This window comes from Mycobacterium fragae (assembly GCF_002102185.1).
GTDB classification, from domain to species: Bacteria; Actinomycetota; Actinomycetes; order Mycobacteriales; family Mycobacteriaceae; genus Mycobacterium; species Mycobacterium fragae.
Window position 1 is genome coordinate 142,509 of the sequence record NZ_LQOW01000024.1, and the last position, 21,555, is coordinate 164,063.

At 65.0% G+C, this 21,555-nt stretch carries 23 protein-coding genes, 1 tRNA gene and 1 pseudogene; 13 read left to right on the top strand and 12 right to left on the bottom strand.

Going from position 1 to position 21,555, the window contains the following annotated elements; translation table 11 throughout:
* Positions 1 to 112 precede the first annotated feature (112 nt).
* Positions 113 to 1,485: pseudogene (locus AWC06_RS11620) on the top strand (fatty acyl-AMP ligase).
* Positions 1,486 to 1,505: 20 nt separating this feature from the next.
* On the opposite strand, the gene AWC06_RS11625 reads toward AWC06_RS11620, so the two are convergent.
* Positions 1,506 to 2,309: a transglutaminase-like domain-containing protein gene (locus AWC06_RS11625; RefSeq protein WP_169715344.1), complete on the bottom strand. Its 804-nt coding sequence runs from the start codon at positions 2,307 to 2,309 to the stop codon at positions 1,506 to 1,508.
* Between the two features lie 410 nt (positions 2,310 to 2,719).
* Here AWC06_RS11625 and AWC06_RS11630 point away from each other — a divergent pair, with 410 nt between their 5' ends.
* Together AWC06_RS11630 and qcrB are read left to right on the top strand one after the other, a co-directional pair.
* A complete protein-coding gene (locus AWC06_RS11630) occupies positions 2,720 to 2,923 on the top strand; it encodes a cold-shock protein (protein WP_085197468.1) in 204 nt (67 codons plus the stop codon).
* Between the two features lie 284 nt (positions 2,924 to 3,207).
* Complete coding sequence (gene qcrB / locus AWC06_RS11635; RefSeq protein ID WP_085197470.1) at positions 3,208 to 4,776, top strand: cytochrome bc1 complex cytochrome b subunit; 1,569 nt, start codon at positions 3,208 to 3,210, stop codon at positions 4,774 to 4,776.
* On the opposite strand, the gene AWC06_RS11640 is transcribed toward qcrB, so the two are convergent.
* Positions 4,759 to 6,225: a flavin-containing monooxygenase gene (locus AWC06_RS11640; protein ID WP_085197472.1), complete on the bottom strand. Its 1,467-nt coding sequence runs from the start codon at positions 6,223 to 6,225 to the stop codon at positions 4,759 to 4,761. The two genes, qcrB and AWC06_RS11640, sit on opposite strands and share 18 nt — an antisense overlap.
* Positions 6,226 to 6,272: 47 nt before the next feature.
* Here AWC06_RS11640 and AWC06_RS11645 point away from each other — a divergent pair, with 47 nt between their 5' ends.
* A complete protein-coding gene (locus AWC06_RS11645; RefSeq protein ID WP_085197473.1) occupies positions 6,273 to 6,713 on the top strand; it encodes a nuclear transport factor 2 family protein in 441 nt (146 codons plus the stop codon).
* A 578-nt stretch (positions 6,714 to 7,291) separates the two neighbouring features.
* On the opposite strand, the gene AWC06_RS11650 is transcribed toward AWC06_RS11645, so the two are convergent.
* Together AWC06_RS11650 and AWC06_RS11655 are read right to left on the bottom strand one after the other, a co-directional pair.
* The gene (locus tag AWC06_RS11650) at positions 7,292 to 7,600 is read right to left on the bottom strand and encodes a hypothetical protein (RefSeq protein ID WP_085197475.1); all 309 of its coding nucleotides are present in this window, start codon (positions 7,598 to 7,600) and stop codon (positions 7,292 to 7,294) included.
* A gap of 146 nt (positions 7,601 to 7,746) precedes the next feature.
* Positions 7,747 to 7,832: transfer RNA gene (locus tag AWC06_RS11655), tRNA-Tyr, on the bottom strand.
* Positions 7,833 to 7,912: 80 nt separating this feature from the next.
* On the opposite strand from AWC06_RS11655, the gene AWC06_RS11660 reads away from it, so the two are divergent.
* The 4 genes from AWC06_RS11660 (at position 7,913) to AWC06_RS11675 (ending at position 11,352) form a co-directional block, all read left to right on the top strand.
* Complete coding sequence (locus tag AWC06_RS11660; RefSeq protein ID WP_085197477.1) at positions 7,913 to 8,404, top strand: YajQ family cyclic di-GMP-binding protein; 492 nt, start codon at positions 7,913 to 7,915, stop codon at positions 8,402 to 8,404.
* Positions 8,405 to 8,441: 37 nt separating this feature from the next.
* A complete protein-coding gene (locus tag AWC06_RS11665; RefSeq protein ID WP_085197479.1) occupies positions 8,442 to 9,914 on the top strand; it encodes a flavin-containing monooxygenase in 1,473 nt (490 codons plus the stop codon).
* Positions 9,915 to 9,946: 32 nt separating this feature from the next.
* Entirely contained in the window at positions 9,947 to 10,261 is a 315-nt protein-coding gene (locus AWC06_RS11670) for a hypothetical protein (protein WP_085198044.1), read from the top strand.
* 68 nt (positions 10,262 to 10,329) lie between these two features.
* The gene (locus tag AWC06_RS11675; protein ID WP_085197481.1) at positions 10,330 to 11,352 is read left to right on the top strand and encodes an NAD(P)H-dependent glycerol-3-phosphate dehydrogenase; all 1,023 of its coding nucleotides are present in this window, start codon (positions 10,330 to 10,332) and stop codon (positions 11,350 to 11,352) included.
* Here AWC06_RS11675 and AWC06_RS11680 read toward each other — a convergent pair.
* The 4 genes from AWC06_RS11680 to grcC1 form a co-directional block, all read right to left on the bottom strand.
* Entirely contained in the window at positions 11,349 to 11,573 is a 225-nt protein-coding gene (locus AWC06_RS11680; RefSeq protein ID WP_085197483.1) for a helix-turn-helix domain-containing protein, read from the bottom strand. The two genes, AWC06_RS11675 and AWC06_RS11680, sit on opposite strands and share 4 nt — an antisense overlap.
* Positions 11,574 to 11,668: 95 nt before the next feature.
* A complete protein-coding gene (locus AWC06_RS11685) occupies positions 11,669 to 12,013 on the bottom strand; it encodes a type II toxin-antitoxin system HicB family antitoxin (RefSeq protein WP_085197485.1) in 345 nt (114 codons plus the stop codon).
* 89 nt (positions 12,014 to 12,102) lie between these two features.
* Entirely contained in the window at positions 12,103 to 12,957 is an 855-nt protein-coding gene (gene htpX, locus AWC06_RS11690) for a zinc metalloprotease HtpX (protein WP_085197487.1), read from the bottom strand.
* 67 nt (positions 12,958 to 13,024) lie between these two features.
* Positions 13,025 to 14,032: a nonaprenyl/(2E,6E)-farnesyl/geranylgeranyl diphosphat synthase gene (gene grcC1, locus AWC06_RS11695; protein ID WP_085197489.1), complete on the bottom strand. Its 1,008-nt coding sequence runs from the start codon at positions 14,030 to 14,032 to the stop codon at positions 13,025 to 13,027.
* A 21-nt stretch (positions 14,033 to 14,053) separates the two neighbouring features.
* Between grcC1 and menJ the strand changes: the two genes are divergently transcribed.
* From menJ to AWC06_RS11715, 4 genes are all read left to right on the top strand, one after another.
* The gene (menJ, locus tag AWC06_RS11700; RefSeq protein ID WP_085198046.1) at positions 14,054 to 15,274 is read left to right on the top strand and encodes a menaquinone reductase; all 1,221 of its coding nucleotides are present in this window, start codon (positions 14,054 to 14,056) and stop codon (positions 15,272 to 15,274) included.
* A gap of 133 nt (positions 15,275 to 15,407) precedes the next feature.
* Complete coding sequence (locus AWC06_RS11705; protein WP_085197491.1) at positions 15,408 to 16,091, top strand: class I SAM-dependent methyltransferase; 684 nt, start codon at positions 15,408 to 15,410, stop codon at positions 16,089 to 16,091.
* Between the two features lie 4 nt (positions 16,092 to 16,095).
* On the top strand, positions 16,096 to 16,545 hold the full coding sequence (locus AWC06_RS11710) for a nitroreductase family deazaflavin-dependent oxidoreductase (RefSeq protein ID WP_085197493.1): 450 nt from the start codon (positions 16,096 to 16,098) through the stop codon (positions 16,543 to 16,545).
* Positions 16,545 to 16,904 carry a DoxX family protein gene (locus AWC06_RS11715; RefSeq protein ID WP_085197495.1) on the top strand — a complete coding sequence of 120 codons (360 nt, stop codon included), beginning with the start codon at positions 16,545 to 16,547 and terminating at the stop codon, positions 16,902 to 16,904. Before AWC06_RS11710 ends, AWC06_RS11715 begins: the two co-directional genes overlap by 1 nt.
* A gap of 11 nt (positions 16,905 to 16,915) precedes the next feature.
* Here AWC06_RS11715 and AWC06_RS11720 read toward each other — a convergent pair whose 3' ends face one another.
* Both AWC06_RS11720 and AWC06_RS11725 read right to left on the bottom strand, forming a co-directional pair.
* Positions 16,916 to 17,602 carry a demethylmenaquinone methyltransferase gene (locus AWC06_RS11720; RefSeq protein WP_085197497.1) on the bottom strand — a complete coding sequence of 229 codons (687 nt, stop codon included), beginning with the start codon at positions 17,600 to 17,602 and terminating at the stop codon, positions 16,916 to 16,918.
* On the bottom strand, positions 17,599 to 18,735 hold the full coding sequence (locus tag AWC06_RS11725; protein ID WP_085197499.1) for a glycosyltransferase family 4 protein: 1,137 nt from the start codon (positions 18,733 to 18,735) through the stop codon (positions 17,599 to 17,601). Before AWC06_RS11725 ends, AWC06_RS11720 begins: the two co-directional genes overlap by 4 nt.
* A gap of 83 nt (positions 18,736 to 18,818) precedes the next feature.
* Here AWC06_RS11725 and AWC06_RS11730 point away from each other — a divergent pair, with 83 nt between their 5' ends.
* Positions 18,819 to 19,436, top strand: coding sequence for a DsbA family protein (locus tag AWC06_RS11730; RefSeq protein ID WP_085197501.1), 618 nt, complete (start codon positions 18,819 to 18,821; stop codon positions 19,434 to 19,436).
* Here AWC06_RS11730 and AWC06_RS11735 read toward each other — a convergent pair.
* Entirely contained in the window at positions 19,400 to 19,921 is a 522-nt protein-coding gene (locus AWC06_RS11735; RefSeq protein ID WP_085197503.1) for a DUF3592 domain-containing protein, read from the bottom strand. The two genes, AWC06_RS11730 and AWC06_RS11735, sit on opposite strands and share 37 nt — an antisense overlap.
* Positions 19,918 to 21,537 carry a 2-succinyl-5-enolpyruvyl-6-hydroxy-3-cyclohexene-1-carboxylic-acid synthase gene (gene menD / locus AWC06_RS11740; RefSeq protein WP_085197505.1) on the bottom strand — a complete coding sequence of 540 codons (1,620 nt, stop codon included), beginning with the start codon at positions 21,535 to 21,537 and terminating at the stop codon, positions 19,918 to 19,920. The genes AWC06_RS11735 and menD overlap by 4 nt, the downstream gene beginning before the upstream one ends.
* Positions 21,538 to 21,555 lie beyond the last annotated feature (18 nt).

Sequence of the window (21,555 nt, forward strand, 5' to 3'; positions counted from 1 at the left end):
ATGAGAGGGTCACGCTACTTCCCCGGTCGTACCTCAGCGGCTCGTCGATACCGACGCACTACCGATCCGACCAAACACACCGCGCCGTCGCGCCGGAGCCAAAGGGATTGTCGTGAGCCGATTCACCGACACGATGTATGACAGCGCCCATAGCAGTCTCAAGGGCATGATCACCGGCGAACCGGACGCCCCAGTCCGGCATACCTGGCGTCAGGTGCACGAGCGGGCCCTCTGGGAATGCCGCTGCTCACGATCGAGCACTTGCTCGAATGCCGTTCGACCGACCCGGTCGAGACCGACGACGATGACGTGGCCCTACTGCAACTGACGTCGGGTTCCACGGGACCGCCGAAAGCCGTCCGGATCAGTCATCGCAACTTCGTCTCGAATGCCGAGGCGATGTTCATCGGCGCAAACGTCGACCGGGAACACGACGTCATCGTCAGCTGGCTGCCGTGCTTCCACGACATGGGCATGACCGGCTATTTAACCGTCCCAATGTATTTCGGCGTCGAGCTGGTCAAGGTCACCCCCATGGACTTCCTGCGCGACACCTTGCTGTGGGCGAAGCTCATCGACAAGTACAAGGCGACCATGACGGCGGCGCCCAATTTCGCCTACACGATGTTCACCAAACGCCTACGTAGGCAGGCGCAGCCCGGCCAGTTCGACCTATCCACGCTGCGCTGGGCGCTCTCGGGGGCCGAGCAAGTCGAGCCGGCCGACGTCGAGGACCTGTGCGAGGCCGGTGCGCCGTTCGGGTTGCGTCCAGAAGCGATCGTGCCCGCCTATGGGATGGCCGAGACGACCGTCGCAGTGTCGTTCACCGAGTGTGGCCGCGGGTTGGTGGTCGACGAGGTGGACGCTGACCTGCTCGCCATCCTGCACCGAGCCGTCCCGGCATCGAGGGGTAAAACCCGGCGGTTGGCCTCGGTCGGCCGTCCGCTGAAGGGGCTGGAAGCCCGTGTCGTCGGCCAAGACAGTACCGTGCTGCCGGTCCGCGGTGTTGGCGTCATCGAAGTGCGCGGCGAACCGGTGACGCTGGGGTACACGACGGCTGCTGGTTTCATCGCCGCCCAGGATCAGCAGGGTTGGTACGACACAGGTGACCTGGGTTACTTCACGGAGACCGGCAACGTCGTGGTGTGCGGCCGCGTGAAGGACGTGATCATTATGGCCGGGCGCAACATCCATCCGACCGACATCGAACGTGCTGCATCCCGTGTTCACGGGGTCCGCCCCGGTTGTGCGGTGGCGGTGCGGTTGAACGCCGGACACCCGCGGGAGACGTTCGCCGTCGCCGTTGAATCCAATGCTTGGGAGGACCCCGCCGAGGTGCACCGCATCGAGCGTCGAGTAGCCCACGAGGTCGTCGCCGAGGTCGACGTCCGGCCCCGCAACGTGCTCGTGCTCGAGCCGGGAATGATCCCGAAGACGCCCTCAGGAAAATTGCGACGCACCCACGCCTTGGCGCTGGTCACCTGATTAGCGCATGGATTCATCGTTTAGCCGATCGACACCAGCTGTTCGATCGAGTCTATGGGGAGGTCGCCGTCGACGATCGCCGTCACCGCCAATTTGTTCAGGGTGATCGCACCGTTGTGGTTGTCCAAGAAGGCGATGTCGGCGGCATCGCGTCCGGTGGCAATGCGCACCAGCGACTGCCGTGGCGCCAGCAAGGTGCCGTCGACTACGCGCCATTGTCCGCCGACGAAAGCCTCAGCGACTGCATGGAAGTCCATCGGAGAAAGTCCCGGCGCGTAGACCGACACGACGCGAGCAGGAACCTTGACCGCACGAAGCAGCGCTACCACGAGGTGCGCGTAGTCACGGCATACTCCGGCGCCGGCGAGCATGGTCTCCACCGCTCCGTCGATCGGGTCGCTAGACCCCGGCACGTAGTTCAACCGAGTGCCCACCCAGAGGGAGACTCTCTCCAGCAGAGTCGTCGAGTCGACGTAGCTGCCGAATTCCGTTGCGGCAAAACCATAGAACTTGTCGGCCTCGGCGTACCGGCTTGGGCGAAGGTACATGGACAGGTCGTATTCAGTCACCGGCGCCGGGCAGGTCCTACCGACGATCGTCGCGGCATATTCGACCGTCAAGCTGCCCACCGGAGCGTCCAACTTATGGATGCGGTTGCCATGCATACCGCTGATCTCTAAGGGTTGAACGGGATTTCCGTCCAGCACGAACGACAACCGCTCCGACACTTCAGTATTCGGATGCGGCGCGATAGCAATCTGGAACTCCAGCGTAGTCGGGTCAGTGATCTCGACTTCGAGCTCCGCGCCCACCTCTCGCTTCATGGCGCCGTCGGAGACGACCACATCTTCTCCGGCGCTCCACCTTCGGAATCCCCTATACGGATCACGTTCTTGTGCAGGGTATTTCGCTGCATATTCTCAGATTTGCTCATTTCTGGCCCTTCACTCTGCGAATCCCGGTAGACAGAAACGCACCGATCCGAAGGTGAATGCGTATGGTCGCGACGGCATTTGTCGGGGTAGGCCTCCCAGTAAACGCGCAGGTAGAGGCGATGTCAACGTGGTTCGAGGCGACTCAAAACCAGAAACTTTGACAAATCAAGCGCACGTGGGGCTAGGTCGCGCACCAAAATTGCCAACTACGCTCACGTTGCGGATGCGCGTTATTGCTGTGCTACTGTGAGTCAGGATGTTTTTCGTACATCCGTTCTGAATGAGAGAAGTTGAAAAGTATGGCACAGGGAACTGTGAAATGGTTTAACAGCGACAAAGGCTTCGGTTTTATCGCTCCTGACGGCGGCACAGAAGATGTGTTCGTTCACTACTCAGAGATCCGCGGGAGCGGTTTTCGGTCGCTCGACGAGAACCAGCGGGTTCAATTCGACGTCGACCAGGGGACCAAGGGTCCTCAGGCAGTCGGGGTGACACTCGTTTAGCGACGTCTTCGTCACATGTGGGCTGGCAGGCAGCGTCTGCCAGCCCACATCCGTGTTAGCCGCCCGAAACCCGGGAGGGCGTACCACCAGCTCCACGATCGCTCCTTACCTGCCGACTGCGACCGAATTAGCCAGCAAACTGGTTGAATTCGTTCATTTCCGCCACGCCGCGACCCTTACGGCGAACGTCTACGGCCCAGATCTATACAAGCGCGCAGTCGCGTACTACACTGTGTAGTACTACCTTGTTGTAGTACCCGCAACGGAGCTGGGGTGGTTTCGACATGCGTGAGCTCGCGGCCAAACAAGTCGAGGCGCTGGATCAGCGCTATCCGCTCGCCAGCGGTGTCCGGCGGGCGATCAACAAGGTCTTCCCCACCCACTGGTCATTCCTGCTTGGCGAGATCGCGCTGTATTCGTTCATCGTGCTGCTCATCACCGGCGTCTATCTGACGCTGTTCTTCGACCCGTCGATGACCGAGGTCACCTACAACGGCGTCTACATGCCACTGCGCGGTGTGGCGATGTCACGCGCGTACGAGAGCGCACTCGACATCAGCTTCGAGGTGCGCGGCGGGCTGTTCGTGCGGCAGGTCCATCACTGGGCCGCGCTGTTGTTCGCCGCGGCGATCATGGTGCATATGGCCCGAGTCTTCTTCACCGGCGCGTTCCGTCGGCCCCAGGAAGCCAACTGGGTGATCGGCTCACTGTTGTTGATCCTGGCGATGTTCGAGGGTCTGTTCGGCTATTCACTGCCCGACGACCTGTTGTCGGGGATCGGGGTGCGGGCCACCCTGTCGTCGATCACTCTCGGCCTGCCCGTGATCGGAACATGGTTGCACTGGGCGCTGTTCGGCGGTGACTTCCCCGGGCACGTCATCATCCCGCGGCTGTACGTCATCCACGTGCTGATCTTCCCGGCCATCATCTTGGCCCTGATCGCTGTGCATCTGGCTCTGGTGTGGTATCAGAAGCACACCCAATTCCCCGGCCCGGGCCGTACCGAGAAAAACGTTGTGGGCGTTCGTGTTCTGCCCGTATTCGCGGTCAAGTCCGGCGCATTCTTCGCCATGATCGTCGGCATTCTCGGACTGATGGGCGGCCTGTTGCAGATCAACCCGATCTGGCATCTGGGCCCCTACCGACCGTCGCATGTGTCTGCCGGGTCGCAGCCGGACTTCTATCTGATGTGGACCGAAGGATTTCTCCGGGTATGGCCGGCATGGGAATTGAACCTGGGCCACTACACGATTCCCGCGCCGGTGTGGGTGGCGGTATTCATGGGGGCGGTGTTCGTCCTGCTGTTGTCGTGGCCCTTCATCGAACGAAAGGTGACGGGCGATCGAGCACATCACAACCTGCTGCAACGGCCGCGAGATGTCCCCGTGCGCACCGCAATCGGCGCGATGGCGATCGCGTTCTACATGGTGCTGACCTTGAGTGCGATGAACGACATCATCGCCCTGAAGCTGCACATCTCGTTGAACGCGATGACGTGGATGGGCCGGATCGGAATGGTGGTGCTGCCGCCCATCGTCTACTTCATCGCCTACCGGTGGGCGATCGGCTTACAGCGCAGTGACCGGGAGGTGCTCGAGCACGGCATCGAGACCGGCATCATCAAGCGGCTGCCGCATGGCGCCTACATCGAAGTCCACCAGCCGCTCGGCCCGATTCCGCTGGAATACCAAGGGGCTCCGGTGCCCAAGCGGATGAACAAGCTGGGGTCTGCCGGCGCGCCGGGCACGGGCAGCTTCCTGACAGCCGATCCGGATTTCGAGCATCAGCTGCTCACAGCCAAGCTGCACGAGAACGAACGTCGCGCGCTGACGGCCCTACGAGAGCGTCGTTAGCCGGAACTCGTCGAGCCCGACTCGCGAGATCCGTTCCACGAAGGTCTGCCCGTTGTAGGGAAACTGGGTGATGACCTTGCCATTGGGGTGACGGAAGTAGTTGTTGCAGTTCGCAAGCCAGACAGTGCCGGTCATGGCTTCCTGAATCTCGGCGTTGTAGGCGTCATGGATCTCTCGCTTGATCTCCACCGCCGTCAGCCGTCGGGCGGTCAGTTCGTCGAGCGTGCGGCGGACGAACTCGGATTGTGCTTCCAGGATGGCGATGATCGAGGTAACCCCATTGGTGTTGGGGCCGTAGAGCGTGAACAGGTTGGGATATCCCGGCACCACGGTGCCCAGATAGGCCTCGGCGCCGTCGCGCCAATCGTCGTGCAGCCGGCGCCCGCCCCGGCCGTACACGTCGAGCGTGCCCAGGAAGTCGATGGCACGAAAACCGGTCCCATAGATAACGGTGTCGACCTCATGCTCTCTGCCGTTCGCCGTGCGCAGACCCCGTTCGGTGAACTCCACGATCGGCGAGGTCTCCAGCGTCACGTTCGGCAGCGCGAACGTCGGAAACCAGTTGCGGGACTGCAGCGGTCGCTTGCAGCCGACCGGATACGACGGGGTCAGCTTCGCACGCAGCTCCGGATCGTTGACCTTGCGGATCAGATAGCTCTGCGCGATGTCAGTGAGCTGTTTGGTCATGGCGGAGTCGGCGCCGAAATTCGCAGCCTCGTATTCCTGACGCGCCGCCTCCCTTACCTTCAGCGCTTCCTCGGGGTCGCGCTCAAAGAGCTCCTGCTGCTCCGCGGTGAATGGCTCGTCGAACCGCGGCGACACCCAGATCGGAGTGCGCTGAAATACCGTCAGGTGGGCGGTGTCCGCCGCGATCGCCGGGACGTATTGGATGGCGCTCGCGCCCGTGCCGATCGATGCGACGCGTTCGCCCGCAGTCGATTTGGAGTGGTCCCAGTTCGACGAGTGAAATGCTCGTCCGCGGAATTGGCTGGCGCCGGGGATGTCTGGGATATGGGGAACGTCGAGCATTCCCACGGCGGTCACCACGACGTCGAATTCGCGGATCCGGCCGTCCTCGCTTGTGAGCGTCCAGCGCTGATCTGTGTCCGACCATTGCAGCGTCGTGACGCGGGTGTGCGGGACCAAATGGTCGGCCAGACCATGGTCGGCCACGACATTCTCCAGGTACGCGAGGATCTCCGGCTGGCCGGCAAACGTCTTGCTCCAGCGTGGATTCAACGCAAACGAATAGGAGTAGAAGTGCGACGGCACGTCGCACGCGGCGCCGGGATAAGTGTTCTTGCGCCACGTTCCACCGAAGCCGTCGCCGCAATCGAAGATCGTGAAGTCGTATCCGCCGTGGGCCAGCTGAATGCCCATCGCGATGCCGCCCGCGCCCGCGCCGACGATCGCCACCGTCGGCTTCTTCGGCGCTGTGGTCCTGCGCATATCGCAATGAAGATTACCAATCGCGGGTAGGAGTACGGTTGCCAACCGTGGAGCTGTGGGAACTGGTCGCCCGTGAGCAGATCCGCGACACTCTCGCGCGGTACAACTGGTCGGGTGACGCCGGCCGGCTCGACGAGCTCGCCGAGACCTTCTGCGCCGACGGTGTTCTCGAGATTCGCGCCTCAACGCCGTTGCGTGGCCGATCCGAGATCGTGGAGTTCCTCGGCGGCGTCGCCGGGAACATCGCCGTCGCCGCCGACATCAAGCCGATCGTGCGACACAACCTCGCCAACGTACTGTTCACCAACGTGACTCCCGAGCAGGCGCAGGTGTCGTCCTACTTCACGGTGATCACCCACATCGGGCTCGACCACTTCGGCCGCTATCGCGACACTTTGGTGCCCGACGGCAACACATGGCTGATCAAGCACCGCAAGGTGTCGACCGACTGGGTAGCCCCCGATTCGGCCATGGCTCGACGGCATTGACGGGGGCCTCACGCTAAAGCGGTAGCATCTTTCATTTGTGTGGTCAGCCCCGATTAGCGAAGTAGCGTTGGCTTCCCTTGGCGTGCGCCCACTGGGCGTTTCAACCAGCCGCGCCTGGGAACACTGAGTGGTAGGCCCGAAAGCCCGTAGCTGCTACTGCCGGGGATTCACAGCTGCCGAAGTCTAGCCCGTCTGGGCGCGTTGTTTAGCCACGAGCAACCTGTAAATGAAAACCATAAACAGCACTGACAGGGAAAACGATCAGAATGTTGTCCAGCATAAGTAGGAGCACCGGAAACCAATTCAGGCGAAAACAAGAGTTAATGGCGTGGGATTGGTATCCGACTCATAAGTACATCCAGGAATGCCCTCAATGCAATGGAATACACGAAAGTCAGAAGCCGAATGACGAATATTGTATTCAATGCAAAGAGAACAGAACTACACCCGCTCGCCGATCTCTTTAGTGAGTGGCCTGGGCCTGGGTAGTCACTACCGGTAGTGACTACCCAGGCAATCGGGAGGGCCCACCGGCAATCATCCGGCTCAGGGGCGTCGCCCACCTATGAGGTGGGGCGTTAGAGGTCGATCGTCTGGCTGACGTAGTTCTCCCAGGTGGCTATTTGGCTTGCATCAATCAGAAGCCCCTGGTAATCCGGGTCTGTGTTGAGGCTCTGCTGGACCTGGCCGTAGGTGGCCCAGTCCTGTGCGGTCGTCAGAAAGCCGATGGCGTTGGTCCCCTGACCCCCGACCATGTTGACGAGGACCGTGACGTTCTCGGCGCCATGCTTGCTGGCAAGCGCGCTCGCACGCTTCAGCTGCTTCTGAACGTCGTCCCAGGCCACGCCGGGGTTCGGATGGATGATAGTGGTTGCGACGATTGTCATGGTGGAACCTCTGCTAGAGGGAACGGAACCCCAACAGTGTCCGGCGCGGCCGAGCTGGGCGCCTAGGGTGGATGGCTACCCCAATTTGTGCGGATGTACCGACCGATGTTTCGGGCGAGTCGTCCGCTTCAGCGGATCCATGACCTTGGTGGCAGGTCCAGGATTCGAACCTGGGTAGGCATACGCCGACGGATTTACAGTCCGCTCCCATTGGCCGCTCGGGCAACCTGCCTTGGTGCGCCTAGCACACTACAACGAGGATGTACCCAGGATACAAACGGCCGGAGACCCAATCGAGAGAGGACGGATCCAATGGCGGATTCATCGTTCGACGTCGTGAGCAAGATCGATCGTCAGGAGGTCGACAACGCGCTCAATCAGGCCGCCAAGGAGCTGGCCACCCGGTTCGACTTCCGGGGCACCGACACCAAGATCGCGTGGAAGGGTGACGACGCCGTCGAGCTGACGAGCTCCACCCAGGAGCGGGTCAAGGCCGCGGTCGAGGTGTTCAAGGAGAAGCTGATCCGCCGCGACATCAGCCTCAAGGCCTTCGACGCCGGCGAACCGCAGGCCTCCGGTAAGACCTACAAGGTCACCGGCACCCTCAAGCAGGGCATCAGCAGCGAGAACGCCAAAAAGATCACCAAACTCATCCGCGACGAGGGCCCCAAGAACGTCAAGACGCAGATTCAGGGCGACGAGGTCCGCGTCTCCAGCAAGAAGCGCGACGACCTGCAGGCCGTCATCGCCATGCTCAAGAAGGCCGACCTCGACGTCGCCCTGCAGTTCGTCAACTACCGGTAGACGCTCTGGCCCAATCAACCGGTGGGTCCCTAGTCTGATGAACATGAATGGTGGAGACTTCGACGTCGTCATCGTCGGCGCCGGCATCTCGGGTCTGGGTGCGGCCTACCGCATCACCGAGCGCAACCCCGATACCCGCTACGTCATCCTGGAGCGGCGCGACCAGATCGGCGGAACCTGGGATCTGTTCCGCTACCCCGGCGTTCGCTCCGACAGCAGCATCTTCACACTGTGCTTCCCATACGAGCCGTGGACCCGAAAAGAAGGAGTGGCCGACGGGGTTCACATCCGTGAGTACCTGAACGCGACTGCGCGTAAGTACGGCATCGACCGCAACATCCGGTTCAACAGTTATGTTCGCTCCGCAGACTGGGATTCGTCGACGGATACCTGGACGGTGACCGCCGAGCAGGACGGCGTTGAGACGATCTACCGCGGCCGCTTAGTGTTCTTCGGGTCCGGCTACTACAACTACGACGAGGGCTACACGCCGGACTTCCCCGGCATCGAGCAGTTCGGCGGGACCGTCGTGCATCCGCAGCACTGGCCCGAGGACCTCGACTACGCCGGCAAGAAGATGGTGGTGATCGGCAGTGGGGCCACCGCGATTTCGCTGATTCCGTCGCTTACCGAAAAGGCAGCGAAGGTTACCATGCTGCAGCGCTCCCCCACATATATGTTCTCAGCGTCGCGATACAGTCCATTCGCCGACGTCCTGCGAAAACTGTTGCCGGGCCGCGCTGCTCACTTCATCATCCGGCTGCGCAACGCGTTGCTGGAGGGCGTGATCTGGTTCTTGTCACGCAAGACGCCGGGGTTCATGAAGTGGTGGATCCGCCAGATCGCGCTCAAACACCTCCCCCAAGGCTACGACGTCGACACCCACTTCAAGCCGCGGTACAACCCGTGGGACCAACGGCTGTGCCTGATTCCCGATGCCGACCTCTACGTCGCGATCACCGAGGGCCGCGCCGAGGTGGTCACCGACCACATCGACCACTTCGATTCCACCGGAATAGTTTTGAGATCCGGCGGGCACCTGGACGCCGACATCGTCGTCACCGCCACCGGGCTACAGCTGCAGGCACTCGGCGGCGCGACGATCTCCATCGACGGCGCCGAGATCAAACCGCAGGACCGATTCGTCTACAAGGCGCACATGTTGGAGGATGTGCCCAACCTGTTCTGGTGCGTCGGTTACACCAATGCCTCGTGGACGCTGCGCGCCGACATCACCGCCCGTGCGACGGCAAAACTGTTGGAGTACATGAAATCCCGCGGCTACACGCACGCCTACCCGCATCTCGACGGCGAGCCGATGCCGGAGAAACCGTCGTGGGATATCCAGGCCGGCTACGTGCTGCGCTCGCTGCACGCGCTGCCCAAATCCGGCACCAAGCGGCCGTGGAATGTGCGGCAGAACTATTTCGCCGACGCCATCGACTACCGGTTCGACCGGATTGACGAGGCGATGGTGTTCGGCCAGTGTCAGCGGTCACAAGTTGCTTGAAAGTCGTGCCGCACGCGGAGCATTATGAAGCAATGCTAATCACACGGAGTTTCGTCAGATCGATGGTCGTCGCAGCTGCTGCCGCGACGGCAATCGGCGCCGGACCAATGGCCGTGCTGATCACGACGGCCCCGCCCGCCGCACCCGACCAGGTCGTCCTGGCCGATCCTGGCGGCACACAAGGTGGCGGCGGCCCCGACGGACAAGGCGGCGGCGGTGGCTGCGGCAGCGGTCCGGGCTGGAACGGCTGCGGCAGCTGGAACCCCTTCCAGGGCGCGATCGTCAACGCGTGCACCAACAGTGGGTGCGGCGGCTGGGACGGCGTCCGCGGCTGGGGCCACCTCTAAAGGCTTCGTTTCCTTCGCAGTTCACCAACCGCCGGTAAAGATCGGTCGGCGGCAATACGCTGATTGGCATGCCAGCTTTGCGTGAACCGAAGGTCGTCGTCCTGGGCGGTGGTTCCTGGGGCACCACCGTCGCGTCCATCTGCGCGCGTCGCGCACCGACGCTCCAATGGGTGCGCTCCGAAGAAACCGCCAAGGACATCAACGAAAACCACCGCAACACCCGCTACCTGGGCGAGGACGCCGTCCTCAGCGACACGCTGCGTGCGACCACCGACTTCTCCGAAGCCGCCAACGCCGCCGACGTCGTCGTCATGGGTGTGCCGTCGCACGGATTCCGCGACGTCCTGACCCAACTCGCAGCCGAGCTGCGCCCATGGGTGCCCGTGGTGTCGTTGGTCAAGGGCCTCGAACAAGGCACCAACATGCGGATGACGCAGATCATCGACGAGGTCTTGCCCGGCCATCCGGCCGGTATTCTGGCCGGGCCGAACATCGCCCGCGAAGTGGGCGAAGGCTACGCGGCGGCGGCGGTGCTGGCGATGCCGGATCACCATCTGGCTGCGCGGCTCGCACAGGTATTCCGCACCAGGCGTTTTCGCGTGTACACGATCGACGACGTGATCGGCGTGGAGATGGCTGGTGCGCTGAAGAACGTCTACGCGATCGCCGTCGGTATGGGGTACTCGCTGGGTATCGGCGAGAACACCCGCGCGTTGGTGATGGCTCGCTCGGTGCGCGAGATGTCCAAACTCGGCGAGGCCATGGGCGGGCAACGCGACACTTTCGCCGGTCTGGCCGGCATGGGCGACCTGATCGTCACCTGCACCAGTCAGCGCAGCCGCAACCGCCACGTCGGCGAGCAGCTGGGCGCGGGCAAACCGATCGACGAAATCATTTCGTCGATGAACCAAGTCGCCGAGGGCGTCAAGGCCGCCAGCGTGATCATGGAGTTCGCCGACAAGTACGGGTTGAATATGCCGATCGCCCGCGAGGTTGACGCCGTGATCAACCACGGCTCGACCGTCGAGCAGGCTTACCGCGGATTGACCGCGGAGACACCGGGACACGAGGTCCACGGCGCGGGCTTCTAGTCGACGTCGATGCGGATGTGCAGTCGCTTTCCGCACACCTGAGCCAGCCGGTCTAGCTCGTCGACCTGCGGCACCTGCTCACCGCTCTCCCACGCGGCAACAGTCGACTGGTCCGTGCCGAGCGCGGCAGCCAACTGGGCTTGCGTCATATCGGCACCCACGCGCGTCTCGAAGACCAATTCGCCCAGATCCATCGACAGGCCGGCCTCATGAATATCCATCAATTCATCTTAGGTTCGATGGAAGGTCACACCAGTCTCATTAGCACCGTGAGCGAAGGAATATGTGGTGCTAGGAAACGATGCCGCATCTGATATCAGAGGTCGAAGAGGGCGCTCGGCCGGCGGTCCGCCAGCTTCTGAATCACCCACTGGTTCATGGAGACATTCTGCTCGGCGGCTTCAACAGCGAGGCGCGCATGCAGCGCCGGCGACGTCCTGACGACGAACTTGCCGCTGTATTTCCGTTCGGTCAGCGGCACCGGCGGGTTTACGCCGTCTGCGTCGCACTCGGCGATGTACTCGTCGGCGGCCTGCTCCACGGCCGCGACCGCGTCGCGCATAGTCCACGCCCACTTCTGCAGCCAGGGCAACTCGATACACCGGCACACGTATTCGCTTTGTTCGGGCCACCATTCGGCGCGGTAGGTGTAGTGGTTCACGCCGGCTTGATATCACATGCGCCCTCAACTTGGAGAGTCACCGCATGGTCGGCTGTGGAGACTCCTGAGGCTGCTGAGACTGCCGAGCCCTAGCGCCCGGCCATCGCCTCGAGCCGGCGGATCCGGTCGGCGATCGGCGGGTGCGTGGAGAACAGCGACCCGATCCGCTCGCCGCTGCGGAACGGGTTGGCGATCATCAGGTGCGCCTGGGCGGCCAGCTGCGGCTCGGGCGGCAGCGGGGCAGCCTGCACACCGCCGGAGATCTTGCGCAGCGCCGACGCCAACGCCAGCGGGTCGCCGGTCAGCACGGCGCCAGACTCGTCGGCCTGGTACTCGCGCGAACGCGACACCGCCAGCCGCACCACCGTCGCCGCGATCGGGCCGAGCAGCGTAACCAGCAGCAGCGCAAAGGGATTGCCGCCGTCGCGGCTACTGCCGCCGAAGAACATCGCGAAGTAGGACAGCGCGGTGATCACCGACGCCAACGCGCCGGCCACACACGAGATCAAGATGTCGCGGTTGTAGACGTGCGACAGCTCGTGGCCCAGCACCGCACGCAGCTCACGCTCGTCGAGAATGTTGAGGATCCCCGTGGTGCAGCACACCGCGGCGTTGCGCGGGTTACGCCCGGTGGCGAACGCGTTGGGCGCGGCGGTGTCGCTGATGTATAGCCGCGGCATCGGCTGGTGCGCGGCCGTGGCCAGCTCGCGAACAATCCGGTAGATCGCCGGTGCCTGCACCTCGGATACCGGCTGCGCATGCATCGCCCGCAGCGCCAGCTTGTCGCTGTTGAAGTACGTGTACAGGTTCATGCCGATGGCGAACAGCACAGCGAGCCAGAGCGCCGTGCGGCCGAACAGCCCGCCGACCAGCACGATCAATGTCGACATGCCGACCAGCAGCGCGAACGTCTTGAACGTGTTGTGATGCGGATGCCAGGTCATCAGCTTCCTCCTACGAACACCCAGGCTTTCTCATTAAACGCTCAGAGCGAGCCGCCGGGTTCCGCAACTAGCCGTGCCGGTTGACCGTGTAGTCGACCAGGGTTGCCAGCGCTTGCCGGCCAGGCAGGTCGGGCAGCGCGGCCAGCTCCGATCGCGCTTGCGCCGCGTATCGCGCCACCGTCTCCTTGGCCTTGGCCATGCCCGGCGATGCCCGCAGCAGCGCCAACGCCTCGGCCAGCACAGCGTCGTCAGTGACCGGTCCGACCAGCAGTTGGCGCAGCCGGTCGGCGTCAGGTCCTGTTTCGCGCAGCGCGTAGAGCACCGGCAACGTGTGCACACCCTCACGCAGGTCGGTGCCGGGCAGCTTGCCGGATTCGTCGGGGTCACTGTCGATGTCGATGATGTCGTCGGAGATTTGAAACGCGGTGCCCACGATGCCACCCAGTCGGGACAGGCGCTGAACCTGATCCTCGTCGGCGCCGGAGAACATCGCGCCGAACTGCCCGGCCGCACCGATCAGGCACGCCGTCTTCTCATGCACCACCTTCAGGTAGTGCTCGATCGAATCCACCCCGTCGGCCGCACCCCGGGTTTCGCGCATCTGCCCGGTCACCAGTTGGGCGAACGTCTCCGCGATGATCCGCACCGCATTGGGGCCCAGCCGGGACACCAGCCGCGAGGCCGTCGCGAACAGGTAATCCCCGGCCAGGATCGCGACGTTGTTGCCCCAGCGCACGTTGGCGCTAGGCGCGCCGCGACGCACCTGCGCCTCGTCCATCACGTCGTCGTGATACAGCGTCGCCAGATGCACCAGCTCGATGACCGCTCCGGCGATCGTCACCTCGTCGGCGTCCGGGTTGGGTCCGAGTTGCGCGGACAGCACCGTGAACAGCGGCCGAAACCGTTTGCCGCCCGCCTCGAACAAGTGCAGCACCGCCGCGGTCATCAGCTCGTCGGCCCCGCGGAGCTCGGTCTCCATCAGTTGCTCGATGCGAGCCACCCCGTCGCGCACATTCGCGGCGAAGGCGGCGTCGCCCAGGTCCACGCCTGCCACCACAGTCGCCGGAGTCCTCACCCGACCAACATACTGGTGAACATGGACTCCCATGCCGACGTGGTGGTCGTGGGCGCAGGGCCGGCCGGATCGGCGGCAGCGGCCTGGGCAGCCCGGGCGGGCCGCGACGTGCTCGTCATCGACTCGGCGAACTTCCCGCGCGACAAGTCGTGCGGCGACGGGCTGACCCCGCGCGCGGTCGCAGAGCTGGAGCGGCTGGGCCTGGGCGAGTGGCTGGACGCACGGATTCGGCATCGAGGGCTGCGGATGAGCGGGTTCGGCAGTGCGGTGGAAGTCGACTGGCCCGGTCCGTCGTTCCCGTCGACCGGCAGCGCGGTGACCCGCGTGGAGCTCGACGACCGGATCCGCAAAGTCGCCGAGGATGCCGGTGCGCGGATGCGCCTTGGTGTCAAAGCGGTTGGTGTCCACCATGATTCAGCTGGACGGGTGGCATCGGTTGTGTTCGCCGACGGTAGCGCGGTCGGATGCCGTTCGCTGATCGTGGCCGACGGCGCCCGCTCTCCGTTGGGCCGGGTATTGGGCCGACGCTGGCATCAGGAGACGGTGTACGGCATCGCCGCGCGCGGGTATCTGGCCACGCCGCGCAGCGAGGAGCCGTGGCTGACGTCGCATCTGGAGCTGCGCTCCCCCGACGGCGCGGTGCTGCCCGGCTACGGCTGGATCTTCCCGCTGGGCAACGGCGAGGTGAACATCGGCGTGGGTGCGCTCTCGACGTCGAAGCGGCCCGCCGACCTGGCTTTAAAGCCGCTGATGTCGTATTACACCGACCTGCGCCGCGACGAGTGGGGGTTCAGCGGCCAGCCCCGCGCGGTGACGTCGGCGCTGCTGCCGATGGGCGGCGCGGTGTCGGGGGTGGCCGGGCCGAACTGGATGCTGATCGGCGACGCCGCGGCCTGTGTGAACCCGTTGAACGGCGAGGGCATCGACTACGGGTTGGAGACCGGGCGACTGGCCGCCGAGCTCCTGGATTCGCGTGACCTGTCGCGGGCGTGGCCTGGGGTGCTGCAATCCCATTACGGGCGCGGGTTTTCGGTGGCGCGCCGGCTGGCGTTGTTGCTGACTTTCCCGCGGTTCTTGCCCGCTTCTGGTCCGCTGGCGATGCGCTCGACGAGGCTGATGAGCATCGCCGTGCGGGTGATGGGCAACCTGGTCACCGACGACGACGCCGACTGGGTCGCGCGGATGTGGCGCGCCGGTGGGCGGCTCTCACGGCTGGTGGATCGCCGAAAACCGTTCAGCTGAGGGCTTTCTCTCGCATCGACTGTGCGGTTTCATACGCCCGTCTCGGCGTGTCGCGTATGAAACCGCACCATCAGGCCAGGCTTCCTATATCAAGACCATTGACATATATCAGGCAAGTTGATATACATGTGGCATGACTGAACCTTTGGATTTCGAATTCGAATCGGCCTACCGCGGCGAGTCCGCGCAATTCGGCCCGGGAAGCAAACCGCCGTGGAGCATCGGGGAGCCACAACCCGAGCTGGCCGCGTTGATCGATGCCGGCAAGTTCCACGGCGAGGTGCTCGACGTCGGCTGCGGCGAAGCCGCGATCTCGCTGTATCTGGCGGAGCGGGGTTACACCACGGTGGGCATTGACCTTTCGCCCACGGCGATCGACCTGGCCTGGCGGGAAGCCCGCAAACGCGGCCTGACCAACGCCAGCTTCGACGTGGCCGACATCAGCTCGTTCACGGGGTACGACGGCCGCTTCGACACGATCGTCGACTCCACGCTGTTCCACTCGATCCCGGTCGAGGCCCGCGAGGGCTACCAGCGATCGATCGTGCGCACCGCGGCGCCGGGGGCATCGTATTTCGTGCTGGTCTTCGACAAGGCAGCGATGCCCGAGGGCCCGGCCAACGCCGTCACCGCCGACGAGCTGCGGGATATCGTCTCGAAGTATTGGGTGATCGACGAGATCAAACCTGCCCGCCTGTACGCCAATGCTCCCGACGGCTCGACCGACTTGTCCGCGTTGATGGGCGCCGATTTCCGGCCCGAACCCAATGGGCGCATGTCGGTTGCCGGCTGGCTGCTATCCGCACATCTGGGGTGATCCAATGTCTGACCCGAAGCCTCCGCGTTGGCTGAAGCCGGCCAACAAGCTCATGATCGCGATGCAAAAATTGGGCATCCCGACGGGCCCGCCCATGGTGTTGACGGTGCCGGGCCGCAAGACCGGCCGGCCGCGCAGTACGCCGATGACCCCGTTCACTCTGCGCGGCCAGCTCTACACCGTGGCCGGATTCCCGAACGCCGACTGGGCGCGCAACGCCCGGGCCGCCGGCTCGGGAACCCTTGCCCGGGGCCGTAAATCGCGGCGCGTCAACATTGTTGAACTGCCTCCCGAAGACGCCCGGCCGGTCTTGCGCGCGTTTCCGGTCGAAGTCCCGATCGGGGTGAGCTTCCTGAAGCGCGCCGGCCTGGTGCGCGAGGGCACACCCGACGAAGTCGAGGCGCTCGCCGGCCGAATCGCGGTTTTCCGCCTCGACCCGCTAGCGGCCGGCTGATGCATACGGCCTACCTGGTCGTGACACTGATCGCGATCGCGTTCAACGGGTTTTCCGGCGTGGCCGCGCTGGCGCACTTCGCGCCGATCATCCCGGGTATGGAAGCGGCGGGGGTGCCGTTGTCCTGGCTGACATTTCCGATCGGCACACTCAAGACGCTCGGCGCGCTGGGACTTGTTGTGGGCCTGTGGATTCCGGGCATTGGACTCGCCGCGGCGGCGGGGCTGGTCATCTTCTTTGTCTGCGCGATGTACACCCATGTCCTGGCCGACGACATCTCCCCGCAGTTCGGCCTTGCCTCGCTGTTCCTGGCGCTCAACGCCGCGACGTTCGCGCTGACGCTCGGTCAGTTGCGTTGAGTGTGGGCCGGTCAGCGCTTGTAGGCGGCGTGCAGCGCGACGATGCCGCCGGTGAGGTTGCGCCAGCGCACTGCTGACCAGCCGGCCCGCGAGATCTCATGCGCCAGCGTGGCCTGGTCAGGCCAGGCCCGAATCGACTCGGCCAGATAGACATAGGCCTCGGGGTTGCTCGACACCGTTCGCGCCACTCGAGGCAAGGCCTGCATCAGGTACTCCTTGTAAACGGTGGCGAAGAGCCGGCTGGTGGGAGTGGAGAATTCGCACACCACCAAGCGGCCGCCGGGGCGGGTGACGCGAGCCATCTCCAGTAGCGCCGTCTGCCGGTCGGCGATGTTGCGCAGCCCGAAGCTGATGGTGACCGCGTCAAACACGTTGTCGCCGAACGGCAACCGGGTGGCATCGGCGGCCACCTTCGGCACGTTGCGGCCGCGGCCGGCCGCGAGCATTCCGACCGAGAAGTCCGCCGCCACACACCATGCGCCGGAGGTGGCCAGCTCAACCGTCGACACCGCCGTACCCGCGGCCAAATCCAGGACCTTCTCGCCCGGCCCGATCCGCAGCGCCGAGCGGGCGGCCCGTCGCCAGTAGCGATCCTGGCCGAGTGACAGCACGGTGTTGGTCAGGTCGTAGCGCCGGGCGACGCCGTCGAACATCGACGCGACCTCACGGGGATTCTTGTCCAATGTCGCGCGGCTCACGCCGTCGACGCTACCCGGTTCCCTCGGTTTCCCAGCACCGCCTCGTAGTGGCCGAGTAATTCGTCGCAGACCGCCGGCCAGCTGCGGTACAGCACACTGCGCCGGGCCGCCACCGCATACCGCGGCCGCTCGTCGAGCAGATGCGCGACGGCGGTGGGCAGCCGCGCTTCGAACTCGTCGACGCCAAGCAGCAGGCCGGTGCGCCACGGGCTCACGAGGTCGCGTGGGCCGCCGACGTCGGGGGCGATCACCGGCAGCCCCGACGCCAGCGATTCCTGCACAGCTTGGCAAAACGTCTCGTGCTCACCGGGATGCACGAAGACGTCCATGCTGGCGTATGCGGCGACCAGCTGCTCGCCGTACAGCGCTCCGGTGAAAACCGCTGTCGGCATTGCTGATTGCAGCTTGGCGCGGTCGACGCCGTCACCCACGATGACCAGCTGAACGGCGTCGCTACGCGCCAGGCGCACCAGCCTTTCCACATGCTTCTCTGGCGCGAGCCGGCCGACGAAGCCGACGATCGGCTTGCCTTGCGGGGACCACTGGCGCCTGAGCGCCTCGTCGCGCGCGGACGGCACGAACGTGGTCACGTCGACTCCGCGCGCCCACTGATACACCCGCGGAATGCCGTGCGCGGCAAGGTCTTCCATCGCCGAGGTGGACGGCGCCAGCGTGCGGTCGGCGAGCCGGTGCAGGTGCCGGGTCCATGCCCACGCCGCGCGTGACAGCATTCCGATGCCATAGGCGGCGGCGAAACCTGCGACGTCGGTTTGGAATACCGCCACCGTCGGTACATGGAGACGCCGGGCGGCCTGCAGCCCGCCGTAGCCGAGCAGCGCCGGGGAGGCCAGATGAACCACGTCAGGTTCGAAACCACGAAGCACGCCCAGCATCCGCGGCAGCGGCACGCCCAGCGGCAACGATGTGATCTTCGGGAACATCCGCGACGGGGCCCGGTGCACCCGGATGCCGTCGTGAATCCGATCGGCGGGTGGCTGGCCGGGCGGGGTGTCCGGCGCGATGACGAGAGCTTCGTGACCGGTGCGGCGCAGATGCTCGAGGATCCGCAGCACCGAGTTGCTGACGCCGTTGACCTGCGGGAGGAAGGACTCCGCGACGATCGCTACGCGCACACCCTCAGGGTGTCAGCGCCGCCTGTCGATAAGGTTGCCGACGAGCATACGGTGTGCGAAATGTACTGCTGAGGGGTCGAGATATGCGGTGGTGGCTGGGTGTATTGGCGGTGTGTTTGGTCACAATCGGCGCCGGCACGGCTTACGCCGACGTGCCGCACAGCGGCGACGGCTACGGCGTGGTGGTCGGATCGGCCGATGCGCCCGTGCAGTTGGAGATTTTCTGCGAACCGCAGTGCCCGCACTGCGCGGAATTCGAATCGTCGTATGGCCAACAGATCGCCGACAACCTCGGCTCCGGTCGACTGGCGGTGACCTATCGGTGGCTGACGTTCCTCGACGACAGGCATCACAACGACACCTCCGCCAGAGTCAGCAATGCGCTGTTTCTGGCCGCCGATCCAACGACCTCGGCGACGGTCTATCAGGCCTTTGTGCAGAACTTGTATCGAACCGGAGGCAGCCCGAACAACGACGATCTGGCGGCGATGGCCCGCGAAAGCGGTGTGCCTGAGTGGGTTGCGATGCGGATCGCGGCCAGCCTTCCGGCCGTCGACACCGCCGCGATGAACGGCGCCAACCGGGCTCGGCTGAAGGCGGTGAACCCGGAGAACCCCAGCACCCCAACGGTTTACGACCCCAAGACCAACCGGGTCATCGATCTTCAGGATCCGGCTTGGCTGGACACCTTGCTCGGCTGACGATCGAGGCGCTTTTCCAGCAACGCCAGACCGACGAGCGCAGCGGCGGCGACCAGCCAGCCCACCACCGCGATGGACCCCGCCGGGATGATCGCCAGCTTGGCGTTGCGGTGTTGCACCCGCACCAAATTCGGGTTGTGCTTGTCGTACTCGACGTAAATCCGCATCCCCGTCGCCAATTCGGACGGATACAGCACGCCGAGCTCCGGACGGTAGGTCACCCGGTCGGGGGTGACGAATTCGATGGTGGAGCGCCGCGGCCCCGCGCTCAGCACTTCGGCTTGCGCCACACCCATATTGCGTTCGATGGCAAGGTCGTTGCGCCACGCCCCAGCCACCAGCAGCACCGACTGCAGGGTGACCAGACCGACGGCGATCAACACCCCGATCCGCGTCCAGCGCAGGATGCGCCGCGTCAAGGTGTTGGGGCCGTCATCGGTGCGACCGTGAATCAGGATGTGCGCCAGGGTTTTCGGTGATATCACAGCGCGGCCTTGATGGCGGCATGCAGTTGGCGCAGCGAGGATCGGTCGGCCTTGACTTCCAGCACCCGCAGGCCGCTGCCCGGTTCGTCGAGCGCGCTGGCGAGCTCGTCGACCTCGATCTGGCGGCTCTCGACGTGGTAAGCGCGACACAGCGCGCCGACGTCGACGTCGTGCGGCGTGCCGAACACGCGGGAGGAGACGTCGGAGAAGCGCGGATCGCCCTGCTCGAGCAGTTCGAAGATGCCGCCGCCGTTGTCGTTGGACACCACGATGGTCAGCTGCTCCGGCACCGGCTCCGTCGGCCCGATCAGCAGCCCCGAGCTGTCATGCACGAAGGTCAGGTCGCCGATCAGCGCGACGGTGCGGCCGTCGTGCACCAGCGCCGCGCCGATCGCGGTAGAAACCGTGCCGTCGATGCCGGCCACGCCACGGTTGGAGCGCACTTGGACGCCGTGCGGGTTGAGGCCCACCAGCGCCGCGTCGCGCACCGGGTTGGAGGCGCCCAGCACGAGTTGGTCACCCGGCCGCAGCGCGTCGGCGACGGCAGCGGCCACGTGCAGGCCGGTGGTGAGTGGGTGGGCCTTGAGCTGCTCGCGCACCGCGGCGATCGCGTGCCGGTTGAGCTCCGCGCAGCGGTGCAGCCATGCCGGGTTCGGCTCGCCGGTGACCACCGCCCGGGTGCCGGTGGCTTGCGAATTGCCCGACACGTCGGGCCAGCGCGGCCCGGTGGTCAGCGCATAGACCGGCACCGACGGGTCGGCCAGCAGGGCCGACACCGGCCGGTGCAGGGTGGGCCGGCCCAGCATGATCACCTGCTGCGGGTGCAGCAGCCGCAGCGTCAGCGGATGCAGCGGATTGACCGCCGGCGGGGCGGTCGGCTCGGCGACAGTCGGCAACGCCGCCAGATTCGGGTGCGTGCCGGCGCCATGGCCCGAGATCACGACGGTATCCAGGCTCAGGTCGATGTCCAGCGGCTGGTCGAAGCTGACCGGCGGCGTGTAGGTCCAGGGCTTGCCGCCCGGCCGACCCGCCGGGGTGGGCGCCGAGCCAGGGTCGGGCACCAGCGGTTCGCGCAACGGGATGTCGAACTGCACCGGCCCGGCGTTGGCGGTGCGAGCGCCGGTGGCGGCCGCCAATACCCGGCAGGTGGCCGATCGCCAGGTTGCGTTGAACTCCGGCATCCGCTCGGGCGCATCCTCCGCGAGGCCCAGGCTGATCGTGGCGCGCACCTGGGTGCCGAAGTAGCCCAGCTGCTCCATGGTCTGGTTGGCGCCGGTGCCCAATAGCTCGTAGGGCCGGTTGGCCGACAGCACGATCAGCGGCACCCGCGCGTAGTTGGCCTCCACGACTGCCGGACCCAGGTTGGCCACCGCGGTACCCGACGTCATCGCGACGCACACCGGCGCGCCCGCCCCGATCGCCAGGCCGATGGCCAAATACCCGGCGGTGCGCTCGTCGATGCGGACGTGCAGCCGGATCCGGCCGGCCCGGTCGGCGTCCTGCAGCGCGAAAGCCAGCGGGGCATTGCGCGAGCCGGGGCACAGCACCACGTCGCGGACCCCGCCGCGGATCAGCTCGTCGACGACGACGCGGGCCTGTGCCGTCGAGGGATTCACCCCTACAGCCTAGTCAGT